This is a genomic window from Geomobilimonas luticola (assembly GCF_018476905.1).
GTDB lineage: Bacteria > Desulfobacterota > Desulfuromonadia > Geobacterales > Geobacteraceae > Geomobilimonas > Geomobilimonas luticola.
In genome coordinates, this window is sequence record NZ_JAHCVK010000013.1 from 1 (window position 1) to 25,178 (window position 25,178).

Annotated in this window: 21 protein-coding genes and 2 riboswitches; of the genes, 4 read left to right on the forward strand and 17 right to left on the reverse strand. The window is 59.4% G+C overall.

Annotated features, from left to right (window positions below; genetic code table 11):
* Window positions 1-80 precede the first annotated feature (80 nt).
* The gene (locus tag KI810_RS16225) at window positions 81-1,424 is read right to left on the reverse strand and encodes a hypothetical protein (protein ID WP_214176614.1); all 1,344 of its coding nucleotides are present in this window, start codon (window positions 1,422-1,424) and stop codon (window positions 81-83) included.
* Window positions 1,425-1,660: 236 nt separating this feature from the next.
* Here KI810_RS16225 and KI810_RS16230 point away from each other — a divergent pair, with 236 nt between their 5' ends.
* Complete coding sequence (locus KI810_RS16230; RefSeq protein WP_214176615.1) at window positions 1,661-3,427, forward strand: hypothetical protein; 1,767 nt, start codon at window positions 1,661-1,663, stop codon at window positions 3,425-3,427.
* 99 nt (window positions 3,428-3,526) lie between these two features.
* On the opposite strand, the gene KI810_RS16235 is transcribed toward KI810_RS16230, so the two are convergent.
* The 10 genes from KI810_RS16235 to trpE all read right to left on the reverse strand — a co-directional run bounded on the left by KI810_RS16235 (window position 3,527) and on the right by trpE (window position 14,501).
* Window positions 3,527-5,437 (reverse strand): ABC-F family ATP-binding cassette domain-containing protein, encoded by a 1,911-nt coding sequence (locus tag KI810_RS16235; protein ID WP_214176616.1) that lies wholly within the window; start codon window positions 5,435-5,437, stop codon window positions 3,527-3,529.
* On the reverse strand, window positions 5,437-5,934 hold the full coding sequence (locus tag KI810_RS16240; protein WP_343213518.1) for an LEA/WHy family protein: 498 nt from the start codon (window positions 5,932-5,934) through the stop codon (window positions 5,437-5,439). The genes KI810_RS16235 and KI810_RS16240 overlap by 1 nt, the downstream gene beginning before the upstream one ends.
* Before the next feature lie 94 nt (window positions 5,935-6,028).
* Window positions 6,029-6,676 carry a transglycosylase SLT domain-containing protein gene (locus KI810_RS16245; protein ID WP_214176618.1) on the reverse strand — a complete coding sequence of 216 codons (648 nt, stop codon included), beginning with the start codon at window positions 6,674-6,676 and terminating at the stop codon, window positions 6,029-6,031.
* A 393-nt stretch (window positions 6,677-7,069) separates the two neighbouring features.
* Window positions 7,070-8,260, reverse strand: coding sequence for a tryptophan synthase subunit beta (gene trpB / locus KI810_RS16250; protein ID WP_214176619.1), 1,191 nt, complete (start codon window positions 8,258-8,260; stop codon window positions 7,070-7,072).
* The gene (locus KI810_RS16255; RefSeq protein WP_214176620.1) at window positions 8,257-8,874 is read right to left on the reverse strand and encodes a phosphoribosylanthranilate isomerase; all 618 of its coding nucleotides are present in this window, start codon (window positions 8,872-8,874) and stop codon (window positions 8,257-8,259) included. The genes trpB and KI810_RS16255 overlap by 4 nt, the downstream gene beginning before the upstream one ends.
* A gap of 5 nt (window positions 8,875-8,879) precedes the next feature.
* On the reverse strand, window positions 8,880-10,235 hold the full coding sequence (locus KI810_RS16260) for a TrpB-like pyridoxal phosphate-dependent enzyme (protein ID WP_214176621.1): 1,356 nt from the start codon (window positions 10,233-10,235) through the stop codon (window positions 8,880-8,882).
* 67 nt (window positions 10,236-10,302) lie between these two features.
* Window positions 10,303-11,103 carry an indole-3-glycerol phosphate synthase TrpC gene (trpC, locus tag KI810_RS16265; protein ID WP_214176622.1) on the reverse strand — a complete coding sequence of 267 codons (801 nt, stop codon included), beginning with the start codon at window positions 11,101-11,103 and terminating at the stop codon, window positions 10,303-10,305.
* Between the two features lie 63 nt (window positions 11,104-11,166).
* Window positions 11,167-12,219, reverse strand: a complete 1,053-nt coding sequence (gene trpD, locus KI810_RS16270) for an anthranilate phosphoribosyltransferase (RefSeq protein WP_214176623.1) — start codon at window positions 12,217-12,219, stop codon at window positions 11,167-11,169.
* A gap of 54 nt (window positions 12,220-12,273) precedes the next feature.
* Window positions 12,274-12,846, reverse strand: a complete 573-nt coding sequence (locus tag KI810_RS16275; RefSeq protein ID WP_214176624.1) for an anthranilate synthase component II — start codon at window positions 12,844-12,846, stop codon at window positions 12,274-12,276.
* 176 nt (window positions 12,847-13,022) lie between these two features.
* Window positions 13,023-14,501, reverse strand: coding sequence for an anthranilate synthase component I (gene trpE, locus KI810_RS16280; RefSeq protein WP_214176625.1), 1,479 nt, complete (start codon window positions 14,499-14,501; stop codon window positions 13,023-13,025).
* Between the two features lie 267 nt (window positions 14,502-14,768).
* Here trpE and htpG point away from each other — a divergent pair, with 267 nt between their 5' ends.
* The 3 genes from htpG to KI810_RS16295 all read left to right on the forward strand — a co-directional run bounded on the left by htpG (window position 14,769) and on the right by KI810_RS16295 (window position 19,846).
* On the forward strand, window positions 14,769-16,721 hold the full coding sequence (gene htpG, locus KI810_RS16285) for a molecular chaperone HtpG (protein ID WP_214176626.1): 1,953 nt from the start codon (window positions 14,769-14,771) through the stop codon (window positions 16,719-16,721).
* Between the two features lie 152 nt (window positions 16,722-16,873).
* A riboswitch (cyclic di-GMP riboswitch) is annotated at window positions 16,874-16,950 on the forward strand.
* A gap of 91 nt (window positions 16,951-17,041) precedes the next feature.
* A complete protein-coding gene (locus KI810_RS16290; protein ID WP_214176627.1) occupies window positions 17,042-17,887 on the forward strand; it encodes a hypothetical protein in 846 nt (281 codons plus the stop codon).
* Window positions 17,888-18,004: 117 nt separating this feature from the next.
* A riboswitch (cyclic di-GMP riboswitch) is annotated at window positions 18,005-18,081 on the forward strand.
* 97 nt (window positions 18,082-18,178) lie between these two features.
* The gene (locus KI810_RS16295; protein WP_246525773.1) at window positions 18,179-19,846 is read left to right on the forward strand and encodes a c-type cytochrome; all 1,668 of its coding nucleotides are present in this window, start codon (window positions 18,179-18,181) and stop codon (window positions 19,844-19,846) included.
* A 310-nt stretch (window positions 19,847-20,156) separates the two neighbouring features.
* Here the strand turns inward: KI810_RS16295 and KI810_RS16300 are convergent, their stop codons facing one another.
* The 6 genes from KI810_RS16300 to secF form a co-directional block, all read right to left on the reverse strand.
* Window positions 20,157-20,663: a rubrerythrin family protein gene (locus tag KI810_RS16300; protein ID WP_214176628.1), complete on the reverse strand. Its 507-nt coding sequence runs from the start codon at window positions 20,661-20,663 to the stop codon at window positions 20,157-20,159.
* A 42-nt stretch (window positions 20,664-20,705) separates the two neighbouring features.
* Window positions 20,706-20,900 (reverse strand): GSU3473 family protein, encoded by a 195-nt coding sequence (locus KI810_RS16305; protein WP_214176629.1) that lies wholly within the window; start codon window positions 20,898-20,900, stop codon window positions 20,706-20,708.
* Window positions 20,901-20,999: 99 nt separating this feature from the next.
* Entirely contained in the window at window positions 21,000-21,899 is a 900-nt protein-coding gene (locus tag KI810_RS16310; protein ID WP_214176630.1) for a cation diffusion facilitator family transporter, read from the reverse strand.
* A gap of 1 nt (window position 21,900) precedes the next feature.
* Window positions 21,901-23,622: a single-stranded-DNA-specific exonuclease RecJ gene (recJ, locus tag KI810_RS16315; protein WP_214176631.1), complete on the reverse strand. Its 1,722-nt coding sequence runs from the start codon at window positions 23,620-23,622 to the stop codon at window positions 21,901-21,903.
* Between the two features lie 59 nt (window positions 23,623-23,681).
* Window positions 23,682-24,242 carry a tetratricopeptide repeat protein gene (locus KI810_RS16320; RefSeq protein WP_214176632.1) on the reverse strand — a complete coding sequence of 187 codons (561 nt, stop codon included), beginning with the start codon at window positions 24,240-24,242 and terminating at the stop codon, window positions 23,682-23,684.
* A gap of 15 nt (window positions 24,243-24,257) precedes the next feature.
* Window positions 24,258-25,169, reverse strand: coding sequence for a protein translocase subunit SecF (gene secF / locus KI810_RS16325; protein ID WP_214176633.1), 912 nt, complete (start codon window positions 25,167-25,169; stop codon window positions 24,258-24,260).
* Window positions 25,170-25,178: the final 9 nt, after the last annotated feature.

Genomic DNA, 25,178 nt, shown 5'->3' on the forward strand with positions numbered 1-25,178 from the left:
GCAACTTTAAATCGTGATAACTTACTGTTTTCAAACATGCTTCTAGCCTATCAGATGATTTCTGATGGTCTAGAGCCTTTTCAAAAACAGAAAGTTGCGCCCAAGAGGGCAATTCTTTTGATTATTGCAGCATCCTCATAGCGATATTCAAGTGAGAGCTTCACATTCTGAATGGGGGTATAGACAATGGCCGGCACATAACTACGCGTTATTCCCTGGCCGTCATCCAGGTATTCATAGCGAAATAGCGCTGCCGCGTTGATCGGCGACCCCATATAATATTCCGCTTCAGAACCGATAACAACAGAATTCCTTTCAGACGCGGTAGAAGTGTAATCGGGGTTTTCATCCCAGCCGTGAACGCCGCTCACCTTGAGTCTCAGGCGTTTGTACTGGAGGTCCATGTCACCGCCGGCGCGATAAAAGCGATTCTTGATGGGCGAGGCAGTGTCATCCGGAGTATTGCGCCCCACATACCCGAAACCGCCGAATGTCACCGCCAGGTAATCAAAGATGCTCTCATTATCCAAGTCCATTTCCGGTTCGTTCCCCAAGAGGTCGGAACCACCGATCTTCAATGAGATGTGACCGTACCCCTCTTTTCTGTCCTGCCCGTCCCGGTCAACAATGCCGCCGGCCACAAACAATCTCTTCCAGAGGATGGCATTGGCTTCGATGGCATCCTGGCTGGATGTCTGGGTAAAGCGGAATGGGTAGAAGCCTGCAACACCATAGCTCAGCGGAGCCAGCGTTGAGGCGGTAGTTATCTTGTTGTTAGATTTCCAGAGATTGAGCTTCGGCTCAAAACGGCCGAATTTTATATTGAACGGGGTATCGAGGACGTTTCTCCATTGGAGAAAAAGTTCGTGCAGCTTGTCGACGTCGGCCTCCCGTTCTGCATGGGAAGTCAGAAAATATGAGGCATAAAAGCCGAACATGTCCCTGAAGGCCCCCCCTGCGTTGAGGGCTAAGGTACGTGTGTCAAAGTCGAACTTGTGATCGTCCCCAGCATCATTATTGAAGACAATATTCTGGGTAGCCCTGAAGGAAACGGGAATAAGTTCGGGAATACCGGCAAGCCAGAGCGCTTCATTCCCCTTGTCCTTCGGCTCCTCTCCTTTTGACTTTTCTCCGCCAGTCGCAGCCTGAGCCTTCAGCTTTGCCAGCAGTTCAGGGTCGCCTACCCCGGCAATGTCATTACCTGCAACCGGCTCCTTAGCTATAGGCTCGGACTTCTTGACATAACTGTTTTTCTGGAATGCCTCACCGTATTCATTGAGTTCAGGATATATGGTATGACATGTGGAACACTCGGTTTTATGCTGGCGGGTGAATGCTGGTATTGCATTGGCATTTTTGACGTTAACCGGTATGAATGCCGCTGCGATGAATAGAAACAAAACGACTTTGATTTGGTTGCGCATATCCCCCCCTGCAACATTAGCAAAAAAACAATTAACCAACAAAGGCATTTAAAGACGCATGTTTCACCCAGAAACGGTCATCCACTTTTACAATATTGCATAGGTTAAGTCAACAACCAGCATACAACTGAAAGAAAAATATTTACTAAAACAGTAAGATACCCTATATTCCACGGGGAATAATCCTGATTAGATGCAATTGTACCGTGAAGTCATTGATTAAAGGAGGCGAATGAATGAGACTTGGTTACCTGTTGCCGCTGTTTTTAGTATTGCTGACGACTTCTCTTTCAGGCTGCGGCAATGACACATCCGTAAGCCAGACAAAATCAAACTTCGCCGCCTCCGAAACCTGCATCACGTGTCATTCCGCCCAAAAGACAGTTTCACCGGTAACCCTCGCCAGCGTCACCGACGAATGGTATTCTTCCCTTCACAACATAAAAAAGGGCGCAAGCTGCATAGACTGTCACGGCAGCGGCAACGGCCACCCAAGCACCTGCGGTAGCTGTCACGGCGGGGCAACGACTGTCGGACTTGAGTTTCACAATCCTGTCGCCGCGGGTCGCTGCTACAACTGTCATGGCGTCGACGCCACTGTCTTCCCTCTCGGAAAGGGGAAAAGACACTTCGACATCTATACCACGAGCAATGCCGTTGGCACCAAAGTTCCCACAGCCACGTACGTGGGAACGCAAAATACCTGCAGCAATTGCCACGCCCCTCACAAGAACGACCTTTTGCCGCAGCACCGTGAGTGGGCAGAGTCCGGCCACGGCAAAGTCGATGCCGACCCATGGATTCACTATACCTTCAACACGCGGAATACGTGTAACAGATGCCACACGACAACGGGCTTCCTCAAATACATAAAAACGGGCAACGACTCCGCCTGGGCAACCAAAGGCGAACAGGAGATGCTGCGTTGCAACGGTTGCCATAGCGATTACCGTTGGGCCCGCATCCCGTCCATTGACTTCAGAACTCCCTACACCCCGTCTCTCCAGGCATCAAGCGGTTTCCCGACCGATATCGGCGACACCAAACTCTGTATCCCTTGCCATGCCGGGTTGAACAGCGGCTACGCCATTGAAACGACTACCGCGGATCTGACCAAAACCAGTTTCGGCACCTTTAATTCACACTATATGGCTGCCGCCGGACTGATGTTTGTCAAAAACGGGTTTACCGGCTTTGCCGACCCGACAGCCATGAGCGGAACGCTTGCCACAAAAAATGGTGTCAGTAACACGCCGGTCACCTATGGAGAGTCCCTGACCTCGAGTGATGACGGCGGCGTACTCACGAGCACGCATCGCAAATTCGGCACTGCAGCCATGAAAACGGACTCACACCCAGGAGGACGCGATCTCGTAACGGGCGGCCCGTGTGTCACCTGCCACCTGTCCGGCAAGCACCATACTCTCAAAATAGATGCCTTCGCATTCAACAATATCTGCGTGAAATGCCACTCTAAGGAAGGCACGACTCTTCTGACTGCCGACAATTTCGGAACGGTATTCATCGAAGAGCAGGCGGCAATTTTCCAAAACGCAATCATGCTTGCACGAACACTACTCCACAATACCTATGGCATCGATTACGACAGCGCCAACTATCCTTACTTTTTCCCTGTCGGGGAAGCTCATGACAGAGATCATGGGTTCACCGACTGGACTCTTACGGGCACCCTGACCGGTTCAGACGCAAAAAAACTTCTGGGAGTCTGCTTCAACATCAATCTGCTCTCCAGAGATCCGGCCGCCTACGCCCATGCCCGCACCTACGCCCGCAGGCTCCTTTATGACTCGATTGACTTCCTCGACGACAGGACGATGAACCATTCGGTCAGTGCAACCATCGCCACAACAGACCCTGCCCACTTCACCAATGGGGGGACATCCGCACTCTCCTCTCCTTCTTTCAACTATCTGGTAAAGTTTAACGGGCCCAAAACTGACGGGACCAATGCTACCTTGGACACAAGCACAGAGCGGCCCTAAACTCCACGAGCTGAACTATGGACCACAAAAAATCCCGCCTCTTTCGAGGCGGGATTTTTTGTAGAGATGAGACATTACACACTCCGTTGTCACTTTTTTTCACCAAGGGAGTTCCTTCTTCATTTCCAGTTCTTCCCACCGTACATACTTTTCTCCCAGTTCCAGCTCGAGCTTCGTATATTCTGCCGAAAGCGCGGCAATGCCCCCTGGTGTCTCGGCGTATGCAATGGGATCAGCCAATTTTGACTCAAGGACACTCTTCTGCTGCTCAAGCTCATCAATCAGCGGTTCCAGTCTTTCCAGTTCGAGGCGCTCCCCATAGGTCAATCCCTTTTTCCCTTTAGAAGACACCAAAGGATTCGTCCTGACCGGTTTACGTTCATCCTTCTGGCTTGTACTTTTTTCCCCCTGACACTGCTCTTTAAGTTCACGATAGTGGGAGTAATTCCCCTCGTAAAACACCACCCGCCCCTCCCCTTCGAAGGCGAGGATGCCGGTGGCCACCTTGTCGAGGAAGAACCGGTCGTGGGTAACCATGAGCACGCAGCCGGGGAAATTGACCAGGGCATCGTCCAGGAGTTGCATGGTCGGTATGTCAAGGTCGTTGGTCGGCTCGTCCAGGATGAGCAGGTTGGCATCCGCCAGCATCAGCCGGGCCAGGATGAGCCGGCTCTTCTCTCCCCCCGACAGGGTCTTTATCTGCCGGCGGCGGTCCGAGGGGGCAAACAGGAAATCCTCCAGATAGCCGATCTTGTGGCGCTTCTCTCCCGCCACCTGGACATAGTCCCCCTCGCCAAGGAAATCGTAGATAGTCTGCTCCGGGTCCAGAACCTCCCGCTGCTGGTCGAAATAGGCGCTGCGGGTCTTTCGGCCGATGACCACTTCCCCCGCGCCAGGGGGCTCTTCACCGAGAATCATCCGGAGCAGGGTGGTCTTCCCGCAGCCATTGGGACCGATGATCCCGACCCGGTCCCCCCGCTTGAGACGGAAGGTGAGATCCTTCACGAGCGTCCGCGCTCCATAGGACTTGCCGACGTCGAGCAGTTCCAGAATGGTACCCCCCAGCCCTTCGTCGCTGGTAAACGCCAGACGCGTCTCCCGGACCGGTGCCACGGCAGCCTGTGACTCGATATCGTGAAACCGGTTGATGCGCGCCTTCTGCTTGGTGGTCCTTGCCTTTGCCCCCCGCTGCATCCAGGCGGTCTCGACCCGCAGGAGATTCAACAACCGTGACTGGCGCTGGGCCGCCTGCTGCAACAGCTCTCCCTTTTTCACCAGGTAGGCGCTGTACCCCCCCTCGTACGGGGTGATACGTCCGTCCTCCAGTTCCAGCATCCGGGCCGCCAGTTTGTCGAGAAAATAGCGGTCGTGGGTAATGAGCAGAACCGCTCCCGGGTAGGATTGAAGGTATTCCTGCAGCCACTGGGTGGTGTCCGCATCCAGGTGGTTGGTCGGCTCATCGAGCAGGAGCAGTTCGGGAGCCTCCAGGAGCAGGCGCGCCAAGGCAACCCTTCGCTTCGTTCCGCCGGAAAGGGTGCCAACGCGGGCTCCGCCATCCTTCAGGCCGAGATGCCCCATAATCTCAGCCACCCGGTGTTCCGTGTTCCAGCCACCGTGGTGCTCCATCCACGATGTCAACTCACCCTGTCGCGCCATCAAACGCTCCAGGTCGGGGGGGTGAGAGGCCAGCCGTCCGGTGAGCTGTTCGTATTCCGCCATGACACGCCGTATGTCAACGAGCCCCGCCTCGACCGCCTCGGCCACCGTCAGTTCCCCATCCAGTTCCGGTTCCTGGGGAAGATACCCGATACTTGCGCCGCGCCGGGTGGCGACAGTTCCTCGTTCCGCCGTATCATGGCCGGCAAGTATCTGCAGGAGGGTCGATTTCCCGCAGCCGTTCGCCCCGATCAGGCCGACCCGCTCATTTTCATCGATGGCAAAGGTGACATCGGCCAGTACCTGGCGCGCTCCGAAACTCTTGGCCACCCCCGTCACGTCGATCACGTTCATCAGCGCACCCCCCCGAGGAAATCGCTGAACTGCCTGATCAGTGCCGAAGGGCGATAGTTGCGGGGGATGGCAAACGTTCCGCTCCGGTCTAGGGGTAATGCAAGCGTCCCGACCGGCATGTTCAGGTCGAGATCGGCCTGGAGCCGGTAGGGAACATGGTCCATGTCGGGGCGACGGTTGAGTATCTCCAGCAGGTCGCCATAGGCAATCTTCACCGGAATACGCACCTCCGTTGTTTTTTCGGGTGCGAAAACCACGGCCTGCCGGGCATCACCCGCAGCCAGGGGAAGGGATGCTATCTGCAGGGTGTAACGGTATCCCCGGAGATCAATCCGGTAGGGATTGGGGTTGGATACGCCAAGGGCCACCTCCAGCATGGCGCCGGCGCCGTCGAGGCCGACCAGGGAAACATCCTTCACCGTCACCTCCGGGTTCTTCACGAACAGTGAACAACCGGTAAGCAACATAAAGGATACGAACAACAGACGTTTCAACACCTGCTCCTTTCGTGTACCACAGAAAAATAGGCGAACCCCCGGGGGCTCGCCTACCATATCACGTTCTGCTCTCACGTTTAACAGATTTCGCCGGTCAGGACGGGGTGTCGACCTTTTGATTCGGCATCTCGGCCCGTTTTTCCCCCTGGCCGGCCAACTCGTCCAGTATCTCCCGGCGGAACTGGCGCCGTTTCACCTCGTAGGCATCGGCGTCAGGGCCGACACCGCAGTAGAGCTTCTTTGCCCGCACCAGGTTCCCCTTGGCCATCGCCATCTTGCTGGCAAGCTCGCGGACCGCCGCCTCGGCGCACTTCTCGTCATTCTCCATGTCGTCGGGGGAATAGCCGTGGCTCTTGGCCCGGTAGGGCATGAGCTGCCAGACGCCAAGAGCCCCTTTCCGGGAAACCGATTTTCCCGAAAGACCGTGTCCGCCGGTCTCCGCGAGGGCGATCTCGGCAATGTCCATCGGCATGAACGGCGTGCCAAGGGTCTTCAGGTAACAGAGTGCGGCGAGCCAGCGGGCCCGCTGCGGATCGGTACGACGGGCAAAGGCGGCGGCGATGGCCGGCACCTGCCGTTGCCGTTCCTCCAGATTGATTCCTTTTTCCATCACTCGGCGAATCTCCCGGTCCAGCTCCGAATCCCCCGCGCTGCTCTGCAACTGGGTCTGGCGCATGTGTGACTGATCACAGGAAACCCCGAGTAGCAGCGTCGCTGCCATGATTATCATTGTTTTTTTCATAAGAGTTTTTGTCGGTTGTCTCAGCTTTGCCGGATGGTTCTGGTAACCCTCAGTGTTTTCGGTAACGTCTCCGGCCTAACCTCCTTTCTTTTGATGTAGAAGCCTCAAACAACTCCGTCCAGCATCGAGACGTGGCTTCTCCATAACATAGCGGTATTACTGCAAAACACACTCCTTCGAAAACCAGCCACATTCATATAAATAAATTCTAACCAAAAAACGCCAAAAGGACCCGTTGGGGCCCTTTTCTTTTCCCTGTTAATCTCGCAGGTTGGTGAACTTTACACTACAACGACGTGCCTGTCAAACATTAAATTATGTTTTGCATTAAAATTCAACAAGTTAGGCCGCTTTTGCATGGCCGTATCGCCGCATTTGCGACCAGGAAGCGGGTTATAATTTGACTCCCATGGCATCGGCCACGGTATGGATATCCTTGTCTCCCCGGCCGGAGAGACAGACCACGATGGTCTGGTCTTTTGACAGAGTGGGGGCCAGCTTGACCACGTGAGCAATGGCGTGGGAGGACTCCAGTGCCGGCAGAATCCCCTCCTCCCGGGTCAGGAGTTGAAACGCCTCCATGGCCTCGTCATCGGTGACCGCTACGTATTCCGCCCGGCCGCTCTCCTTGAGCCAGGCGTGCTCCGGACCGACTCCCGGATAATCGAGACCGGCCGAGATGGAGTGGGCGTGGGCGATCTGGCCGTCACCATCCTGGAGCAGGTAGGTCTTGTTGCCGTGCAGTACACCAACGCTCCCGGCACAGAGGGGTGCGGCGTGCCGGCCGGAAGGGATGCCATAGCCTGCGGCCTCTACGCCGATCATCCGCACCTGGCTATCGTTGAGAAACGGATAGAAAAGTCCGAGAGCATTGCTCCCCCCCCCCACGGCCGCCACCAGGCAATCGGGAAGCCGTCCTTCGGCCTTGGCGTGCTGGCTCTTGGCCTCCCGACCGATGACCGCCTGGAAATCGCGCACCATCATGGGATAGGGATGGGGGCCGGCGACGGTACCGATAACGTAAAACGTCCGCTCAACGTGGGTGACCCAGTTCCTGAGCGCTTCGTTCATGGCGTCCTTGAGGGTGGCGGTGCCGGCGGTGACCGGGGTTACCGTGGCACCAAGCAGTTTCATCCGGAAAACGTTGAGGGACTGGCGGTGTATATCCTCCTCCCCCATGAAGACCTCGCACTCCATGCCGAACAGGGCCGCAATGGTGGCGGTCGCCACGCCATGCTGACCGGCGCCGGTCTCGGCGATAACCCGCCGCTTTCCCATCCTCTTGGCAAGGAGCCCCTGGCCGATGGTGTTGTTCACCTTGTGGGCACCGGTGTGGTTCAGATCCTCCCGCTTGAGGTATATCCGCGCTCCCCCCAGCTTTTCCGTCAGCTTTGCGGCGAAATAGAGGGGATTGGGCCGTCCCACATACTGACGCAGGTAGTAGGCGAACTCCTCCTTGAACTCCTTGTCGTTCTTATAGTGAGCATAGGCCTGCTCCAGTTCGTAGAGGGCCGGCATAAGCGTCTCGGATACGTAGCGGCCGCCGAACTGGCCGAAATGGCCCTGCTTGTCGGGATACTTCAACGTGATGCCTCCTTCGCCCTGCGGATAAATTCCCTCACCCTTGCCGGATCCTTTTTCCCCGGTGAAGTTTCCACCCCGCTCGACACATCCACGGCGAAGGGCTCCACCGCCGCCACCGCTTCGGCGACATTATCGGGAGTGAGCCCGCCGGCGAGGATGACCGGGCCGAAAGACTTCGCCATTTTCGCCACATCCCAATTGAAGGTGAGACCGGTCCCGCCATAGGCTGACGGGGAGTAGGCGTCGAGGAGATGGGCCGAGACACGGTAGTTCCTGATCGGGTCGAGGCTGGCGATCTCCTTGATGCGGAACGCCTTGATGACGCGACGCTCGACCAGACCACAGAATTCGGGGGGTTCGTCGCCGTGGAGCTGGACGATGTCGAGCCCGCACTCCCTGGCCATCGCGTTGATGCGGGCAGCCGCCTCGTTCACGAACAACCCCACCGTCTGCACGAAGGGGTGGAGCGAACGGATGATCTCCGCAGCCTTCTCCGGCGTCACGTAGCGGGGGGACTCGGGATAGAAGACGAACCCGAGGGCATCGGCCCCCGCCTCCACCGCCACGAGCGCATCATCCAGATTCGTTATGCCGCAGATCTTGACCCTGACCATTGTGCTCACAGAGAAACTTTGGGCAGCCGCTCCAGCGCCTCCCTGATCTTCTCCTCCGGATACTCGTAATCCTCCAGGTTTCCCGACAGGTAGGCATCGTAGGCCCCCATGTCCAGCTGGCCATGGCCGGAGAGGCCGAAGAGGATGGTCCGCTCCTTCCCCTCTTCCTTCGCGAGCATCGCCTCGTCAATGGCCGCCCTGACAGCGTGGGAGGACTCGGGCGCGGGGACGATTCCCTCGCTCCGGGCAAAGAGCACTGCCCCTTCGAAGCAGGCATTCTGCTTGTAGCTCTTCGCCTCGATGGCGCCGGCGGCGTAAAGCTGGGAGACCAGCGGCGATTCGCCGTGGTAACGGAGCCCCCCCGCATGGATCCCCGGCGGCATGAAATCGTGCCCCAGGGTGTACATCATGGCAATGGGAGCCATCTTGGCCGTGTCGCCGTAGTCAAAAGCGTAGATTCCCTTGGTGAGGGTCGGGCAGGAAGCGGGCTCCACCGCAAGGCAGCGAACCTGCTTTCCCGTGGCCCGGTCGGCGATGAAGGGGAAGGCAAGACCGGCAAAGTTGGAACCGCCGCCGCAGCAGGCAATGACCACGTCCGGATAGTCGCCGGCGATCTTCAGCTGCTCCTTCGCCTCTAGGCCGATGACGGTCTGGTGGAGGCAGACGTGGTTCAGCACGCTCCCCAGGGCGTAGTTGGTATCGTCGTGGGTCGCGGCATCCTCCACCGCCTCGGAAATGGCAATCCCCAGGCTCCCCAGGTTGTCCGGGTCATGGGCCAGGATGGAGCGCCCCGCGTTGGTGAACTCGGAGGGGGACGGAATGACGTTCGCTCCCCAGAGCTGCATCATGCTCTTGCGGTACGGCTTCTGGGTGCAGGAGACCTTCACCATGTAGACCGTACACTCCAGGCCGAACATGGAGCAGGCCAGGGCGAGGGAACTCCCCCACTGCCCGGCGCCGGTCTCGGTGGCAAGCCGGCGGATACCGGCTTTTTTGTTGAAGTACGCCTGGGGTATGGCGGAGTTGGGCTTGTGGGAGCCGGCCGGCGAGACCCCTTCGAACTTGTAGTAGATCTTCGCCGGCGTACCGAGGGCTTGCTCCAGGCGGCGCGCCCGGAACAGGGGGGCCGGCCGCCAGAGCCGGTAGATGTCCCGCACCTCGTCGGGGATATCGATCCAGCGCTGGTTCGAAACCTCCTGCTCGACAATGGCCATGGGAAAGATGGGAAGGAGGTCATCGGGGGTCACCGGCTGCAGGGTGCGGGGGTTGATGACGGGATGAAGCGGCCCCGGCATGTCGGGAATGATGTTGTACCACTGCCGCGGAATCTGCTCTTCGGTAAGCGTGATCTTGGTGTCCATCATTTCTCCTTTTCAAGTGGGTGCGGAAGTCTGAAGCGCGGAAGAGCGCCATCCATGCTTCCGCTCTCTAATCTAAAAGTTCTCGCAACTTCGCCCCCACATCCCCTTCCCGCATGAGAGCCTCGCCGATCAGGAAGGCCCCCGCACCGGCCCGCTCCATACGCTCGATATCGGCCCGACTGTTGATGCCGCTCTCGGAAACGACGAGCCGTTCTGCCGGAATGGAGCGGAGAAGCCGTTCCGTGGTTCCCAGGTCGATAACGAAGGTCCGGAGATTGCGGTTGTTGATGCCGATCAGTTCGCAGTCGGTCTGGAGTGCCCGTTCCAGCTCCGTTTCGTCGTGGACCTCCAGGAGGACATCGAGGGAGAGCTCACGTGCCAGGGCGCTGAAGTCCCGCAGCTGATGGAGGTCAAGCATGGCAGCAATGAGGAGAATGGCGTCGGCGCCGGCAGCCCGGGCCTCATAGACCTGGTACGGGTCGAAGATGAAATCCTTGCGCAGAAGCGGCAAACCGACCTGTTCCCGGATGAGCGAAAGGAACCGGAGGTGACCGAGGAAAAAGTGCTCCTCGGTCAGGACCGACAGGCAGGCTGCACCGTTATCCCTGTAAGTCTCGGCGATCTCCAGCGGATCGAAATCGGGCCGGATCAACCCCTTGGAGGGGGACCCCTTTTTCACCTCGGCAATGATTGCAGTAGACCCCGAGTCGCGACAGGCGCGGAGCGCACGAATGAACCCCCGAGGGGTGTCCTCCAGTGCGTCAACTGCGGCTCTGACTTCCGACAGCGGCCGGGCCGCCATGGCGGCAGCCAGTTTACCACGGTTGTGGTCGACGATCTTCTTCAGAATATCGGGAGTTTCAGACATGTAAACCCAATCCGTAGGGGCGGGGTTACCCCGCCCAGGGCACGGCAAACGTGCCCCTACATATTATTCGTTCGTCAGCGCCACCAGCTTTTCCAGTTGCCCCATGGCCCTGCCCGAATCGAGCGCTTCGGCAGCCATATCGAGACCTTCGGGAATGGAGGCTGCCTTTCCTGCTGCCACCAGGCCATAGGCCGCGTTGAGGAGGACGATATCCCGCTTCGCCCCCTTCATCCCTGCCAGAAGCTCACGGACGATGACAGCATTGCCGACCGCGTTCCCCCCTTTGAGTTCCGCCATGGAGCAGCGCTTGAGGCCGAAATCCTCCGGCTTCACCAGGGTCACGGTCACCTTGTCGGGAGTCACCTCGGCAACCCGCGTCTCAGTGGTGAGAGTGATCTCGTCCATGCCGTCCTGGCCGTACACCACGAAGCCGTGCCGGCACCCCAGCCCCTGGAGGACATAGGCGAGTTTTTCCACCAGGTCGTCCCGGTAAACGCCGAGCACCTGGCAGGGGGCGCCAGCGGGGTTGGTAAGGGGGCCGAGGATATTGAAGATGGTCCGGATGCCGATCTCCTTGCGCGGACCGATGGCATGTTTCATGGCGCCGTGGAGGGCCGGGGCGAACAGGAAACCGATGCCGATCTGGCTGATGCAGTGTTCCACTGTTTGCGGGGTGACATCCAGGTTCACCCCGAGGGCTTCAAGCACATCGGCGCTACCGCAGGATGAGGACACGGCACGGTTGCCGTGCTTTGCCACCCGCACCCCGCATGCGGAAACCACGAAAGAGACCGTGGTAGAAACGTTGAAGGTGTTGGTCCCGTCTCCCCCCGTACCGACAACGTCCAGGATGGTTTCCTGATCGATGTTGATGTCGTCCCGGTCGATATCCAGGACATTTCTCCCGACCCGGATGGGGGTCGCCCGGTCGCGCATGACCCGGGCCGCGCCGGTTATCTCCGGCACCGTCTCCCCCTTCATCCGGAGGGCGGTTATGAACGAGGCAATCTGGGCAGGCGTCGCCTCACCCGACATGATCTGGTCCATCACCTCGATCATCTCCGCCTCGGTCAGGTCAATCTGTTCCACCACTTTGGCTATGGCTTTTTTTATCATGGATTTCTCCTGTAGGGGCGCGGTTTCCGCGCCCTGGGCGGGGTTCCCCCGCCCCTACAACCGTGTCATTTCCAGAAAATTCCGGAGGATATCCATCCCCCCTTCCGTCAGGATCGACTCGGGATGGAACTGCACCCCCCAGAGGGGAAGCTCGCGGTGCCGGAGCCCCATGATCTCCCCTTCCTCCACCCAGGCGGTGATCTCCAGGGAGTCGGGCAACGTGGCGCGCTCTACGATAAGGGAGTGATAGCGGGTCGCCTGAAACGGGTTGGGGAGCCCCCGGAACAGCTCTTTGCCGTCGTGGTGGATGGCCGAGGTCTTGCCGTGCATCAGCGTGGCGCTCCGGACGACCCTGCCGCCGAAGGCGGCGCCGATGGACTGGTGTCCGAGGCAGACGCCGAGGATCGGCACCTTTCCCGCGAAGTACCGGATCGCCTCCACCGAGATACCCGCCTCCTCGGGAGAACAGGGGCCGGGAGAGATGACGAGCCGCGCGGGGTCGAGCGCCTCGATCTCCTCCAGGGTGATCCGGTCGTTGCGGTACACCCGCACGTCCTCCCCCAGCTGGCCGAAGTACTGGACGATGTTGTAGGTGAAGGAGTCGTAATTGTCGATCATCAAGAGCATTATGGTCTAACCTCGCAAACCTTTGACGCAACGACGCCAAGACGCAAAGATAAAAAAACAACCGAGCCTGTTCACTCCTGATTGACGCCATCAATGCATCGCATTGCGCAGACAAAAACTGAACCGGCCAGGGTTTGCCTTTCTTTGCGCCTCAGCGTCTCTGCGTCAAAAAGAATTTATTCCAGTCCTTTTTCGGCGATTTCTATCGCCTTAACCACCGCCATCGCCTTGTTCACCGTTTCCTGGTACTCGGCGGCCGGCACCGAGTCGGCGACGATCCCCGCCCCCGCCTGGAGGTGCACCTTGCAGCCGCGGATCACCAGGGTCCGGATGGCGATGGCGAGGTCCATGTTGCCCGAGAAGGAGAAATAGCCGGCCGCGCCGCCATACACCTCGCGCCGGACCGGCTCCAGTTCGTCGATGATCTCCATGGCCCTGACTTTTGGGGCACCGGAGAGTGTGCCGGCAGGAAAGGTGGCCCGCACCACGTCGAAGGCGTTCTTTCCCGCCGCCAGTTCCCCCTGCACGTTGGAAACGATGTGCATGACGTGGGAGTAGCGCTCGATCACCATCAGTTCCGAGACCCGGACGCTCCCGGTGGTGCAGACCCGCCCCAGGTCATTGCGGCCAAGATCCACGAGCATGACATGCTCGGCCCGTTCCTTGGGATCGGCCAGGAGATCTTCCCCCAGCTGTTCGTCCTCCTCCGGGGTTGCGCCCCGGGGACGGGTTCCGGCGATGGGGCGCAGTTCCACCCGGTTACCCTCCTTGCGCACCATGACCTCCGGCGATGCCCCCACCACCAGGGTATCGTCGAAACGGAGAAAGAACATGTAGGGGGAGGGATTGAGGGTCCGGAGCACCCGGTAGATATCGAGGGGATCCACCGTCAGTTCGCCGGAGAAACGCTGGGAGAGAACCACCTGGATGACGTCGCCGGCCCGGACATACTCCTTGGCCTTTTCCACCGCCGCCTCGAAATCGGCCTTCGCCACATTGGAGGCGAACGCGACCTTCCGGGTCGCGGGGACCGTCACCGACGGCGGGAGGGGCGCCTTCAGCTTGGCGATGAGGGCATCGATCTTGGCAACCGCCTCCCCGTAGGCAGCCTCCGGTTCTTTTCCCCCCTCCAGGTGGGCGTTGGATACCACCTTGATCTTCTGGCTCACGTTGTCGAAGATCAGGATGGTGTCGGTGATGACGAAATAGGAGTCCCAGGCGCCGATGACCGCGGGTCGTTCCGTGGTAAGCCGTTCGAAGTGGCGCACCATGTCGTACCCCAGGTACCCCACCGCCCCGCCGAAGAAACGGGGTATGCCGGGGATCTCAACCGGCGAGAAACGGGCCAGGTAGTCACGCACGAATCCCAGGGGATCTGCCACCTCTTCCCGGTGGAGCGGTTTGCCGGTCTCCAGCACCTCCACCGTCGTCCCGCGGCTCCGGATCACCACCTCCGGTGCGGCGCCGAGGAACGTGTAGCGCGCCCACTTCTCCCCCCCCTCGATACTCTCCAGCAGGAAAGCGTAGCGGCCGTCATCGATCTTGCGAAAGGCAGAAACAGGGGTGTCCAGGTCGGCCATGATCTCGCGGTAGACCGGGATCAGGTTCCCCTGAGCGGCACGTGCCTTGAATGTGGTTAAATCGGGGCGGTACATGGGGGCTCCAGGAGCAGGCAGAGGTAGAGGTAAAGGGTTGAGGTTGAGGTGGAAAGGGAGGAAACCGCAACCACGTCATCCATAAGGCTTTAAAGGCATTCAAGCTACCACAGTGGCCGGTTTGTGTCAACAAATGGGAGCGAATTCAGCCCCTTGTTGATCCGTATTCCATAAAAATCATGCCGGCACCCTTGAAAAAACGGGTCATGATGGTTATGTTATGCGGGCTGTGCATCATTTATTGTCAACAAAGGAGACGCGCGTTTCATGTCCAAAACCACCAAGCAGTTCCAGACCGAAGTTCAGCAACTTCTCGACCTGGTCATCCATTCCCTCTACTCCAACCGGGACATCTTCCTCCGGGAGCTGATCTCCAACGCCTCCGACGCCATCGACAAGGTCCGCTTCGAAGCCCACTCCAACGAGGCGCTCCTGGAGGGGAACGCCGACTGGCAGATCAGACTGATCCCCGACAAGGCCGCCGGCACCCTCACCATCCGTGACAACGGCATCGGCATGACGGCGGAGGAGGTGGAGACCAACATCGGCACCATCGCCCATTCCGGCACCCGCGCCTTCCTCAGGAACATCAAGGAGCAGAACCTGGCTGAACATCCGGAAATGATCGGCCAGTTCGGGGTCGGTTTCTACGCCTCCTTCATGGTGGCCGACCGGGTCACCCTCATCACCCGCAAGGGGGGTGACGGCACCCAGAACGGCTGCCGGTGGGAATCCGCCGGCGACGGCAGCTACACCATCGAGGAGTGCACCAAGGAAGGGCGCGGCACCGACATCGTCCTTCACCTGAAGGAAGAGATGAAGGAGTATCTGGACGAGTGGAAGATCCGCGCCATCGTCAAGAAATACTCGGATTACGTCCAGTACCCCGTCGTCATGGATATCACCCGGGAAGAGCCGGTCACCGGCGCGGACGGCAAGGTCATCGAAGGCGCCGGCACCATGGAGAAGACCACCACCGAGACCCTCAACTCCATGAAGGCGATCTGGACCCGGCCGAAGAGCGAGATCAGCGACGAGGAGTACGAGGAGTTCTACAAGCACATATCCCACGACTACGACAAGCCGTTCAAGACCATCCACTACGCCGCGGAAGGGGTAAGCGAGTTCCGGGCACTCCTCTATCTCCCCGCCCACAAACCGTTCGACCTCTTCATGCCGGACCGGAAACGGGGGGTGAATCTCTACGTCCGGCGCGTCTTCATCACCGACAACTGCGAGCACCTCATTCCCGACTACCTCCGCTTCGTCAAGGGGGTGGTGGATTCCAGCGACCTCCCCCTCAACGTCTCCCGCGAGATACTCCAGGAAGACGTGCAGATAAAGCGCATCGAGAAAAACCTCGTCGGGAAGATACTCTCGACCCTGGCGGAAACGAAGGAGAAGGAGCCGGAAGGGTATTTGGCGTTCTACAAGGAGTTCGGTCCGGTCCTGAAGGAGGGGATACACTTCGACCACGCCAACCGGGACAAGCTCCAGGAACTGGTGCTATTCGAGAGCAGCAGGACCGACGCAGGGCAGTTCGTCTCCCTCAAGGAGTACGTGGCCCGCATGCCCGAAGGGCAGAAGGAGATCTACTACATCACCGGCACCGCCCGCGAAGCGCTGGAGCAGTCCCCCCACCTGGAGATCTTCCGCAAGAAAGGGTACGAGGTCCTCTTCCTCACCGACCCGGTGGACGAATGGGTCGTCCAGCACCTGACCGAGTACGACGGCAAAAAGCTGAAGGGTGTGGACCGGGGAGACCTGGAACTGGACACTGAAGAGGAAAAGAAGGAAAAAGAGGCAAAAAAAGAGGAAGCGGTCAAGCAGTACAAGGACCTCCTCGGCTTCATCCAGGAGCGGCTCAGGGAGCAGGTCAAGGAGGTGCGCTTTTCCGGCCGCCTCACCGACAGCGCCTGCTGCCTGGTGGCCGACGACTACGGGCTCAATGCCAACATGGAGCGTATCCTCAAGGCAATGAATCAGGCAGTGCCGGAATCCAAGCGGATACTGGAACTGAACCCGGAACATCCCCTTCTCCAGGTCCTGGGCAGGCTGTACGAAAAAGACAAGGAAAGCGCCCGGCTGGCCGACTACTGCGAACTCCTCTATGACCAGGCGCTCCTGACCGAAGGGTCCCCCATAAAGGACCCCCTCCGCTTCACCCGGCTGGTGGCAGAACTGATGGTTGCCGAGGGGAAAGAGCTTGCCGGAAAGTGAGCGGAAGCACGTTTACGGATACATGGCCTGTAAAAGTCCAGCTGAAGCGACTGTAATAACGCCGCAAGGTATAAAAGAGAAAACCCGGACTTGACTTTCGAAAACAAAGCGGGTATGGTCTGAACGACTTTTGAAAAAAACCGGCAACAGATAGACGACAATACTAAACCATCCGCGAGGATGGGACGGAAAACCCACAGGGTCTCATCGAGACAGCCGGGCCGCCGAAATATCTCACCAGATATGGGGCGGCCCGGCTTTTTTTTGCTCTGCCAGGGCACTGACCAAATTCCGACTGGCACAGCTGAACGAGGTAACGCATGAACAGAAAAATCCAACACATGGCGGTCTTCATCGAATTTCTCGCCGGCTCCGGCCTGGCAATCTTTTTCCACTGGGTGCTCGACTACAAGGAAGCGGCCTACATCATCTTTGCCGTCGGCATTCTCTTGTCGCTCGTCACCTGGCTGCTCCGCGAGGAGATCGAAAAGACCCGGGAGGAGTTGCGGGAGCAATACCTGCAGGCACATGAAATACCGGAAGCCATCGCCCGCATCACCGACCCGGAATGCCAGACCAGGGCCAGCGAACTCATGACGGGAACGAAACGGACCCTCGCCCTGCTCCAGCAGGGATACATCCCCCTCGACGATACCGAGTTCTACCTGGAAGGGGCCAAACTCGCGGACCAGGCCACCCGCTCCATCAAAGCGGTCGATCCCCTCACCAGCGGCTGGGGAAGTCGCGGAGCCATGCTCAACTTTTACCAGTCCAACCTGCGCGCCCTTGACCGGGGAGTCCGGATCACCCGCATCTTCGTGGTGGGGAAGGACGAACTGATTGAACCTGACGTACAGAAAGTGCTTCTCGCCCAGTATAACGACGACATCGACGTGCGGATCGTCTATCGGGACGAACTCCCCGTCGCCAGCGACATCAGCGGCCGCGACACCAACAGCTCCTGCGACTTCGCCATCTACGACGACCAGTCGGTCACCGACGTCTTCATTCAGCCGGGAAAATATTTCGGCCGCAAGACCAGCCAGCAGGCGGAAGTGGAAAAATACCTCCGGCTCTACGAACTGATCGAGCATAGCGCCCAGACAATAAGCATTAATGACGAGCAGGTACTACTGGCGGGAGAAGCACTGGCAGTGGCATCGTGATCGGGCCCCAAAAAATATTTTCACTTTGGTAACAAATTTTATACATTTTTCTCTTGACGAAGAAGAATCGTTTGCTATAAAGTTCATTAAAAATCAGCATACGCAGTACATGCCGATACACGACAATACTAAACCATCCGCGAGGATGGGGCGGAAAGCCTACAGGGTCTCACCGAGACAGCCGGGTCGCCGAAATATCACACGATATTCGGTCCCGGCTTTTTTTGTACCCGCAACCGGGTACAGACACTGGGGAAAAAACCGGTTTCACCAAGCACAAGGAGGAAATGAATGCGAAAGACCATCACCAGACTGATAACTCTCGGCAGTGCAGTCGCAACCATCATGCTGGCAGGCTGTGGCAGCGGTGGAAGCGGCTCAGCGACAAGCACCGCCACCCTTTCAGGGGTGGCAGCCACCGGCGCCCCCATAGTCGGCACCGCCTACGTCAAAGACTCGTCGTCTCCGGCCCGCGAACTGTCCGCACCCACCGGCAGCGACGGCTCCTACAGCTTCAATGTCGAAGGGATGACACCTCCGTTCATCGTCAAGGTAACCTGGGGAACCCAGTCCCTCCTCTCCTTCGCCACCACCCACGGCACCGCCAACGTAACCCCCCTTACCCACGTCATCGTGGCCAACGCCGCCGGAGTCGCTGATCCCGCACCGCTCTACGCCGGCTTCACACCCGCAACCCAGCAGCAGATGGCCGCCAGCATCGCGGCTTCGACTGCCGCACTGCAGACTCGCCTCAAACCCCTGTTCGACCTTTACGGCGTGACCACCAACCCGCTTACCGGCACCTTCGTCGCCAATCATACCGGCCTGGACGCCATGCTGGATGCGGTTGCGGTCACCATCAGCAGCGGCAACATGGTGGTCACCAACAAAACCACCAACGCCACCATCTGCACGGCTCCGATACAGAACATGACCGCCGGCACCTTCACCATGGGGAACATGCCCACCGCCGGCCAGGTCCCTCCTGCCGCGACACTTGACGGCGTCGCCCTTTACGGCACGAAATGCGCCTCCTGCCACGGCATCCTGGCCAGCTCGAACAAAAAGGGTGCAACCGCAGCCCGGATCCAGACCGCCATCACCAACAACGTCGGCAGCATGGGGTTCCTCAGCTCCCTGACCCCCGCTGAAGTTCAGGCCATAGCCTCTGCCCTCGGGACGTCTGCACCTGCACCGACTCCCGCCCCGGCACCTGCGCCGACGCCTGCCCCGACCCCCGCGCCGGTTGACGGTGCGGCACTCTATGCCAACGAATGCGCCGGCTGTCACGGCGCCCTGGCATCCTCCACCAAACGGGGAATCACGCTGGCCCGCCTCCAGGCAGGCATCAGCAGTAATGCGGGCGGCATGGGATATCTCTCTTCGCTGACCGCCGCCGAACTGCAGGCAATCGTTAACGCCCTGGCCCCGACCACACCGACCCCGACCCCGACCCCGGCTCCCACGCCAACCCCGACTCCGACCCCCACACCGACACCAACTCCAGTTGACGGCGCATCACTCTATACCAGCGAATGCTCGGGCTGTCACGGCGCTCTGGCCAGCTCCGCAAAGAAAGGCGCGACAGCTGCCCAGATCCAGGTCCGCATGGCAGCCCCTCCCTATGCAAGCCGCGTCCTGACTTCCGCCGAGGTGCAGGCCATAGCCACCGCCCTGGCAGTCAGCACCCCGACACCGACCCCCACGCCGACGCCGACGCCAACCCCCGTACCGACCCCGACGTGCGGAAGCTGTCACGCCATTCCTCCCGCAACGGGCGAGCATTCGCTCCATGCCAGCAGGTATTCCTGCGCCACCTGCCACGGGACCGGTTACAGCAAAACGACTGTCAACGCGACAACCCACAGCAACGGTGTCCTCAATCTGGTCAGCACCATCGGCTGGAATGCTACGACAAGTTCCTGCGCCAACTCCTGCCACGGTTCCAAGACCTGGTAAGAACTTCGACGGCAGCGACAAAAAAAGGGGGCTCCTCCGGGAGCCCCCCCAGCATCAGCACATAGCGTAACATAGCAACACCTCCTTCGTGATTGGGGCCTGCTTCGGCAGGCCCATTTTTTTGTCTGTTAATCCGCTTCCGTAGGGGCAGGGTCACCCCGCCCTGGTGTTGGTTTGTCGGGTCCCTCCGCCCTGGTTCTGGTTTGCCATTCCTGAAATCGGGCGGGGTGACCCCGCCCCGCGTCAACCCAAAAACAGAAAGGGCGACCAACTGGCCGCCCTTCTCTTCCTGTACCCGATTTGTATCCCGCTAACTCATCCTGATGAACACGCTCCCCTTGGCGCCGCACACTTCACAGGTGTCGGGCGCCCCTTTTTCCACCGTGTGACCACAGACCGGACAGATATAGTAATCAAAGAGATCGGCCGCCGCCCCCAAAGTGTCGAGCGCTTTCTGGTAGAGGGCTGCGTGGACCTTCTCCACGGCGTTGGCGTACACGAAGGAGCGCCGCGCCAGATCGGACCTCTCCAGTTCGGCATCGGCGATCATCTGGGGATACATGTCCATGAATTCGTGGGTCTCGCCGGAGATAGCCTCCTGCAGGTTCTCCCGGGTACCCTTGACGCCGTCCAGCGCCCGCAGGTGGTTATGGGCATGGATGGTTTCCGCCTCGGCGGCAGCGCGGAACAGCTTGGCCACCTGGGGATATCCCTCCTTGTCGGCCTGCTTGGCAAAGGCCAGGTATTTGCGGTTTGCCTGGGATTCACCGGCAAACGCCTCCTTCAGATTGTTCTCCGATTTGGGTCCGTTCGACATTACTACCTCCTGTGGTTGTTGATGTAGTGCAATGCAGGCCGGCTATGCCGGCGAAGCCTTCCGCCTTTCGGGCCCATCATATCGCCCTTCACTTCTCCGAAGGGGGCCCCGTTTCACGTGGACCCAACCGGTGGAGCGGAAAAAGGCCACGACCTTCCCCTTGACGATCAATTCCTGGAGCAGGGAATCCGACACCATGCTGCTGCTGTTGTCACTGAAAAGCACCCGAATGTTCATCGCGCACCTCGTTTCACCGGTGTCCGGGACACAAGGAAATCAAGAGGGATAACCTGTTTAAGTATACCCCGGTCTGTCGGAAAGGCAATGGCGCTCCGTTCAGAGGCGGATCAGATCTTCGTGTTCTTCGTCGTGGGGGTTGATGTGGATCATGACGTCTCCCACGTTGTGAAACCGCTCGAAAATGAGCCTCTTTACCTCCGTGGCAATGTCATGGGAACGCTTGACCGTCATTTCCGGGTCCATATCGAGCTTGAGATCGACGATAAGGTACTGGCCGGAGCGCCGCCCCCGTATTTCGTGAACATGCTCGACCCCCGCGACCCCTTCGGCGAGGATCTTCATGTCGGCAATGACTTCAGCAGGAGGCTGACCATCCATCAGGTCATGGGCCGCCGAGCGAAAGGTCTCGAAACCGATGTGGAAGATGAAGAAGGAGGTGAGGCCCGCCGCCAGGGGGTCCATGACGGGAATGCCGAAGAAGGCGCCGCCAACCCCGACGAGGGTGGCGATGGAGGTAACCGCGTCCTTGCGGTGGTCCTTGGCGATAGCGATGACCGCCGGGCTCCCCAGGTTGCCGCCGACCCTGATGGAATAGCGGCAGAGCGCCTCCTTGATGATGATTGTCGCAAAAGCCGCCGCCACCGCCATCAACTCCGGTTCGCCGTAGCTGCGGTCCATGATCGTGTGGATGGCCTTGTAAAGAATCCCTCCGCCGGTCAGGAAGATGACCAGCGCGACGACGATGGCGGCAATACTTTCCGCCTTGCCGTGGCCGTAGGGGTGCTTTGCGTCGAACGGCTTGCGCCCGATCCTGAGGGCCAGCATGGTGGCCGAAATGGCCACGAAGTCGCAGGCGCTCTCCACACCGTCTGCAAAGACCGCCTCCGAGCGCCCGTAATAGCCCGCCAGAAGTTTCATCACCATGAGCAGGGCGTTGACCCAGAAACCGACCTTTATGACCTGGTCCGCCCGACTGAAACGTTCTTCCCGCTGCATTCTAACCCTCCGCCCCCCTGAAATCCTTCAGGCGCAACTGCATGCTTCTCTTCCCCTTCCAGACGTTGACCCCGAGGGTAAAGACGATATCCAGACCGTCACCCGGGTTCTCCCGTCCCCCCATGTTAAAGCCGATGGCATCGAACGTCTTCCCCCCCGCCGCGAGACGCATCTTGAGATGACGCTCCTTGAGAAGCCGCCGCTCAATAACCTTCGCACCCCGGAGCAGCAGGACCGGTTCGGGATTCCCCATGCCGAAGGGGGCAAGACTTTCCAGCGTCTCCGCGAGGGCGAGGGTGAGATCGTCCGGCCCCACCTCGGCATCCACGGCCAGTTCGGGAAGCAGGTCCTCAGCGGAAAGGAGTCCGTCCGCCACCATCTCGAAACCGGTCACGAATTTTTCCAGGGTCTCCTCGTCGATGGAGAGGCCGGCGGCATACTTGTGACCGCCGAATTTGACGAGATGATCGGCGCAGGCCTGGAGGGCATCGTGGAGATGGAAGCCGGGAATGCTCCGCCCCGATCCGCGACCGTTGCCGTCCTGCATGGCAATGAGTATGGTGGGGCGGTGGAACATATCCACCAGCCGGGAGGCGACAATGCCGATCACCCCGGGATGCCAGGCCTCGGACGCCAGGACGATGCTTTTTCTCCCGCTCTTTGCCGGCGCACCCTTCACCATCGCCAGGGCCTCGCGCAGTATCTGCTGTTCCAGCGCCTGTCGCTCCGTGTTGCTGGCGTCCAGGGATTCTGCCATGACCCGTGCCCGCTGCCGGTCGCCGCTGAGAAGGAGATCGACGCCGAGGGCGGCATCCTCCAGTCTGCCGGCGGCGTTGAGGCGGGGAGCGAGCCGGAATCCTACCGCTCCGCAGGTTACCGTGCCGTCCACGCCGGCAGCGGTTTTCAGCGCCTGGATCCCCGGCCGCGGCGAGGCTGTCAGTTCCCGCAGCCCGTAGGCGACAAAGATGCGGTTCTCGTCGGTGAGCGGCACGATGTCGGCAATGGTGCCCAGGGCGACCAGGTCCAGGTATTCCCGCAGGTTCGGCGCGGTGCGGTCGGCAAAATGGCCCATATCCCGCAGCCTGGTCCGGAGGGCGATGAGAAGGTTGAAGGCGACGCCGACCCCGGCCAGGGATTTGAAGGGGAAGGAGCAATGGGGCTGGTGGGGATTGATGACGGCGTGGGCCGGGGGGATCACCTCTCCCGGGGTATGGTGGTCGGTGATGATGAGATCGACACCCAACTGCCGGCAGAGTTCGGCCTCGGCCACTGCCGTGATGCCGCAGTCGACACTGACGATGACCCGCGCCCCCTGTTCGGCCACGCTGGCGATCCCCTCGGCGGAGAGGCCGTACCCATCTTCCAGCCGCAGGGGGATATGATAGAAGACCGTCGCCCCCAGGGTCCGGAAAAAACTGACGAGCAGCGCCACCGCCGTTATCCCGTCCACGTCGTAATCGCCATAGATGCAGATCGGCTCACCACCGGCAACCGCCGTAGCCAGCCTGGCGACAGCCGGCTCCATGCCCCGCAGGAGGAAGGGATCGTGGATGTCGGTGAGAGTCCCACCCAGGAAACGGCGGACTGCTTCGGGTTCTCCGATGCCACGATTGAGCAGGAGGCGGGCAACGAGGGGAGAAAGGCCGCACTCCCGGATCAGCCGTTCAGCGTGCGACTGTTCCGTTTCCCTTATTTTCCAGCGGCGCGTCGTAACCGGTTCCACGGCTGTTCACCCCCTTCCCGAAAACAAAAACCCCGCCTTTCGGCGGGGTCGCGAGTTTCCTATTTCCCCGACGGGGACCTGAACTGTTCCATCATCGCCTTGATCTGCTGGGCAGTGGGGCTGGTCGAGTCCATCTTCAGGTAACGTTCCCATACTTCCGCTGCCTTTGCAGGCTGCTTCAGGTCCTGGGCGTACACCACCCCCAGGTTGTAGAGACTCTGCAGGTGTTTCGGGTCGAGCTTCTGCGCCTTCTCGAAGTTGGCAATCGCCTTGTCGAACCACCCCATCTTCCGGTACATGACCCCCTGGTCGGTCAGGACGTTGGTATTGTTCGGGTCGAGTTCCAGCGCCTTTCCGTAGGCATTGATCGACTTCTGGGTCTGGTCGGTGTCGAAATAGTCATTCCCCAGCTGGATCCAGGCCTGGACGTTGCCAGGCTCCCGCGCCACAATCTTTTCTACTTCGGCAATCCGCTGCTGATAGTCGGCAGGAGCACCTCCACCCATGGGAACGCCGCCACCGACCGGCACCGCATCCTTCTTGCCACCGAAGAAAAGTATGCCCAGCAGCAGTCCGGCAACCAGGGCAATAACCGCAACGAGAATCTGCTCTTTTTTCACAAGGGCCCCCTTCTTCTAAGATTTAGCCTGTGCTGCTGCACGCTCTTCCCATAATGCAACAATCGGGCTGGCGACAAAGATGGATGAGTAGGTGGCCACCACGACCCCTACCACAAGAGCGAAGGCAAAATCGTGAATGACCTCGCCACCGAAGAGCAGGAGCGACACGGCTGCAAGGAAGGTGGTGATAGACGTGACGATGGTACGGGAAAGGACTTCGTTGATGCTCCTGTTGAAAATGGCCGGCATCGACTCCTTGAGGTTCTTGTGGAGATTTTCCCGGATCCGGTCAAAGACCACCACGGTGTCGGTGAGGGAATAGCCGGCAATGGTCAGCACCGCCGTAATGAGGAGGAGGTTGATCTCTTTCCCCAGCACAAAGAAAACGGCGATCATGGCAAGGACATCGTGAAGAGTGGAAAGGGTGGCGCCGACGCCGAACCTGAAATCGAACCGCCAGGCGATGTAGATGATGATGCCGAGCAGAGAGATCGCCACCGCGACGAGGGTGTCCTTCCGGAGTTTATCGCCGATGGAAGGACCGATTTCGGTGGACCCTTCCACGACGAAGGTGTTTCCCGGAATTTCCTTGGTAAAGACCTCGACGATGGTATCGGCCGCCTTGCCGGTCGCCAGGGTAGTCTTCCCCACCTTGACGAGCAGCTTGTTTCCTTCCTTGATCTCCTGCAGGTTTGCCTCGGCCAGATTATGTTTCGCCAGGGCAGCCCGTGCCTGTTCCATGGCGATCGGCTGGCTGAATTTGAGCTGGACCGACGTGCCGCCGGAGAAGTCGATCCCCATGTTGGCCGCGCCGCGACCGATCTGGATGATGCCGATGATGCCGATGATGGAGATGATGCCGGAGATGATGAAGGAAATCTTCTTCATCCCGATGAAATCTATCTTCGTTTTGCCAATGAGTTCCATGGAAGTCCT

What these genes read in the sequence shown, in the direction of transcription:
- KI810_RS16225 (WP_214176614.1), bottom strand. Translation starts at nt 1,424, where the DNA reads ATGCGCAACCAAATCAAAGTCGTTTTGTTTCTATTCATCGCAGCGGCA.
- KI810_RS16230 (WP_214176615.1), top strand. Translation starts at nt 1,661, where the DNA reads ATGAGACTTGGTTACCTGTTGCCGCTGTTTTTAGTATTGCTGACGACT.
- KI810_RS16235 (WP_214176616.1), bottom strand. Translation starts at nt 5,437, where the DNA reads ATGAACGTGATCGACGTGACGGGGGTGGCCAAGAGTTTCGGAGCGCGC.
- KI810_RS16245 (WP_214176618.1), bottom strand. Translation starts at nt 6,676, where the DNA reads ATGAAAAAAACAATGATAATCATGGCAGCGACGCTGCTACTCGGGGTT.
- KI810_RS16255 (WP_214176620.1), bottom strand. Translation starts at nt 8,874, where the DNA reads ATGGTCAGGGTCAAGATCTGCGGCATAACGAATCTGGATGATGCGCTC.
- KI810_RS16260 (WP_214176621.1), bottom strand. Translation starts at nt 10,235, where the DNA reads ATGGACACCAAGATCACGCTTACCGAAGAGCAGATTCCGCGGCAGTGG.
- trpC (WP_214176622.1), bottom strand. Translation starts at nt 11,103, where the DNA reads ATGTCTGAAACTCCCGATATTCTGAAGAAGATCGTCGACCACAACCGT.
- trpD (WP_214176623.1), bottom strand. Translation starts at nt 12,219, where the DNA reads ATGATAAAAAAAGCCATAGCCAAAGTGGTGGAACAGATTGACCTGACC.
- KI810_RS16275 (WP_214176624.1), bottom strand. Translation starts at nt 12,846, where the DNA reads ATGCTCTTGATGATCGACAATTACGACTCCTTCACCTACAACATCGTC.
- trpE (WP_214176625.1), bottom strand. Translation starts at nt 14,501, where the DNA reads ATGTACCGCCCCGATTTAACCACATTCAAGGCACGTGCCGCTCAGGGG.
- htpG (WP_214176626.1), top strand. Translation starts at nt 14,769, where the DNA reads ATGTCCAAAACCACCAAGCAGTTCCAGACCGAAGTTCAGCAACTTCTC.
- KI810_RS16290 (WP_214176627.1), top strand. Translation starts at nt 17,042, where the DNA reads ATGAACAGAAAAATCCAACACATGGCGGTCTTCATCGAATTTCTCGCC.
- KI810_RS16295 (WP_246525773.1), top strand. Translation starts at nt 18,179, where the DNA reads ATGCGAAAGACCATCACCAGACTGATAACTCTCGGCAGTGCAGTCGCA.
- KI810_RS16300 (WP_214176628.1), bottom strand. Translation starts at nt 20,663, where the DNA reads ATGTCGAACGGACCCAAATCGGAGAACAATCTGAAGGAGGCGTTTGCC.
- KI810_RS16305 (WP_214176629.1), bottom strand. Translation starts at nt 20,900, where the DNA reads ATGAACATTCGGGTGCTTTTCAGTGACAACAGCAGCAGCATGGTGTCG.
- KI810_RS16310 (WP_214176630.1), bottom strand. Translation starts at nt 21,899, where the DNA reads ATGCAGCGGGAAGAACGTTTCAGTCGGGCGGACCAGGTCATAAAGGTC.
- secF (WP_214176633.1), bottom strand. Translation starts at nt 25,169, where the DNA reads ATGGAACTCATTGGCAAAACGAAGATAGATTTCATCGGGATGAAGAAG.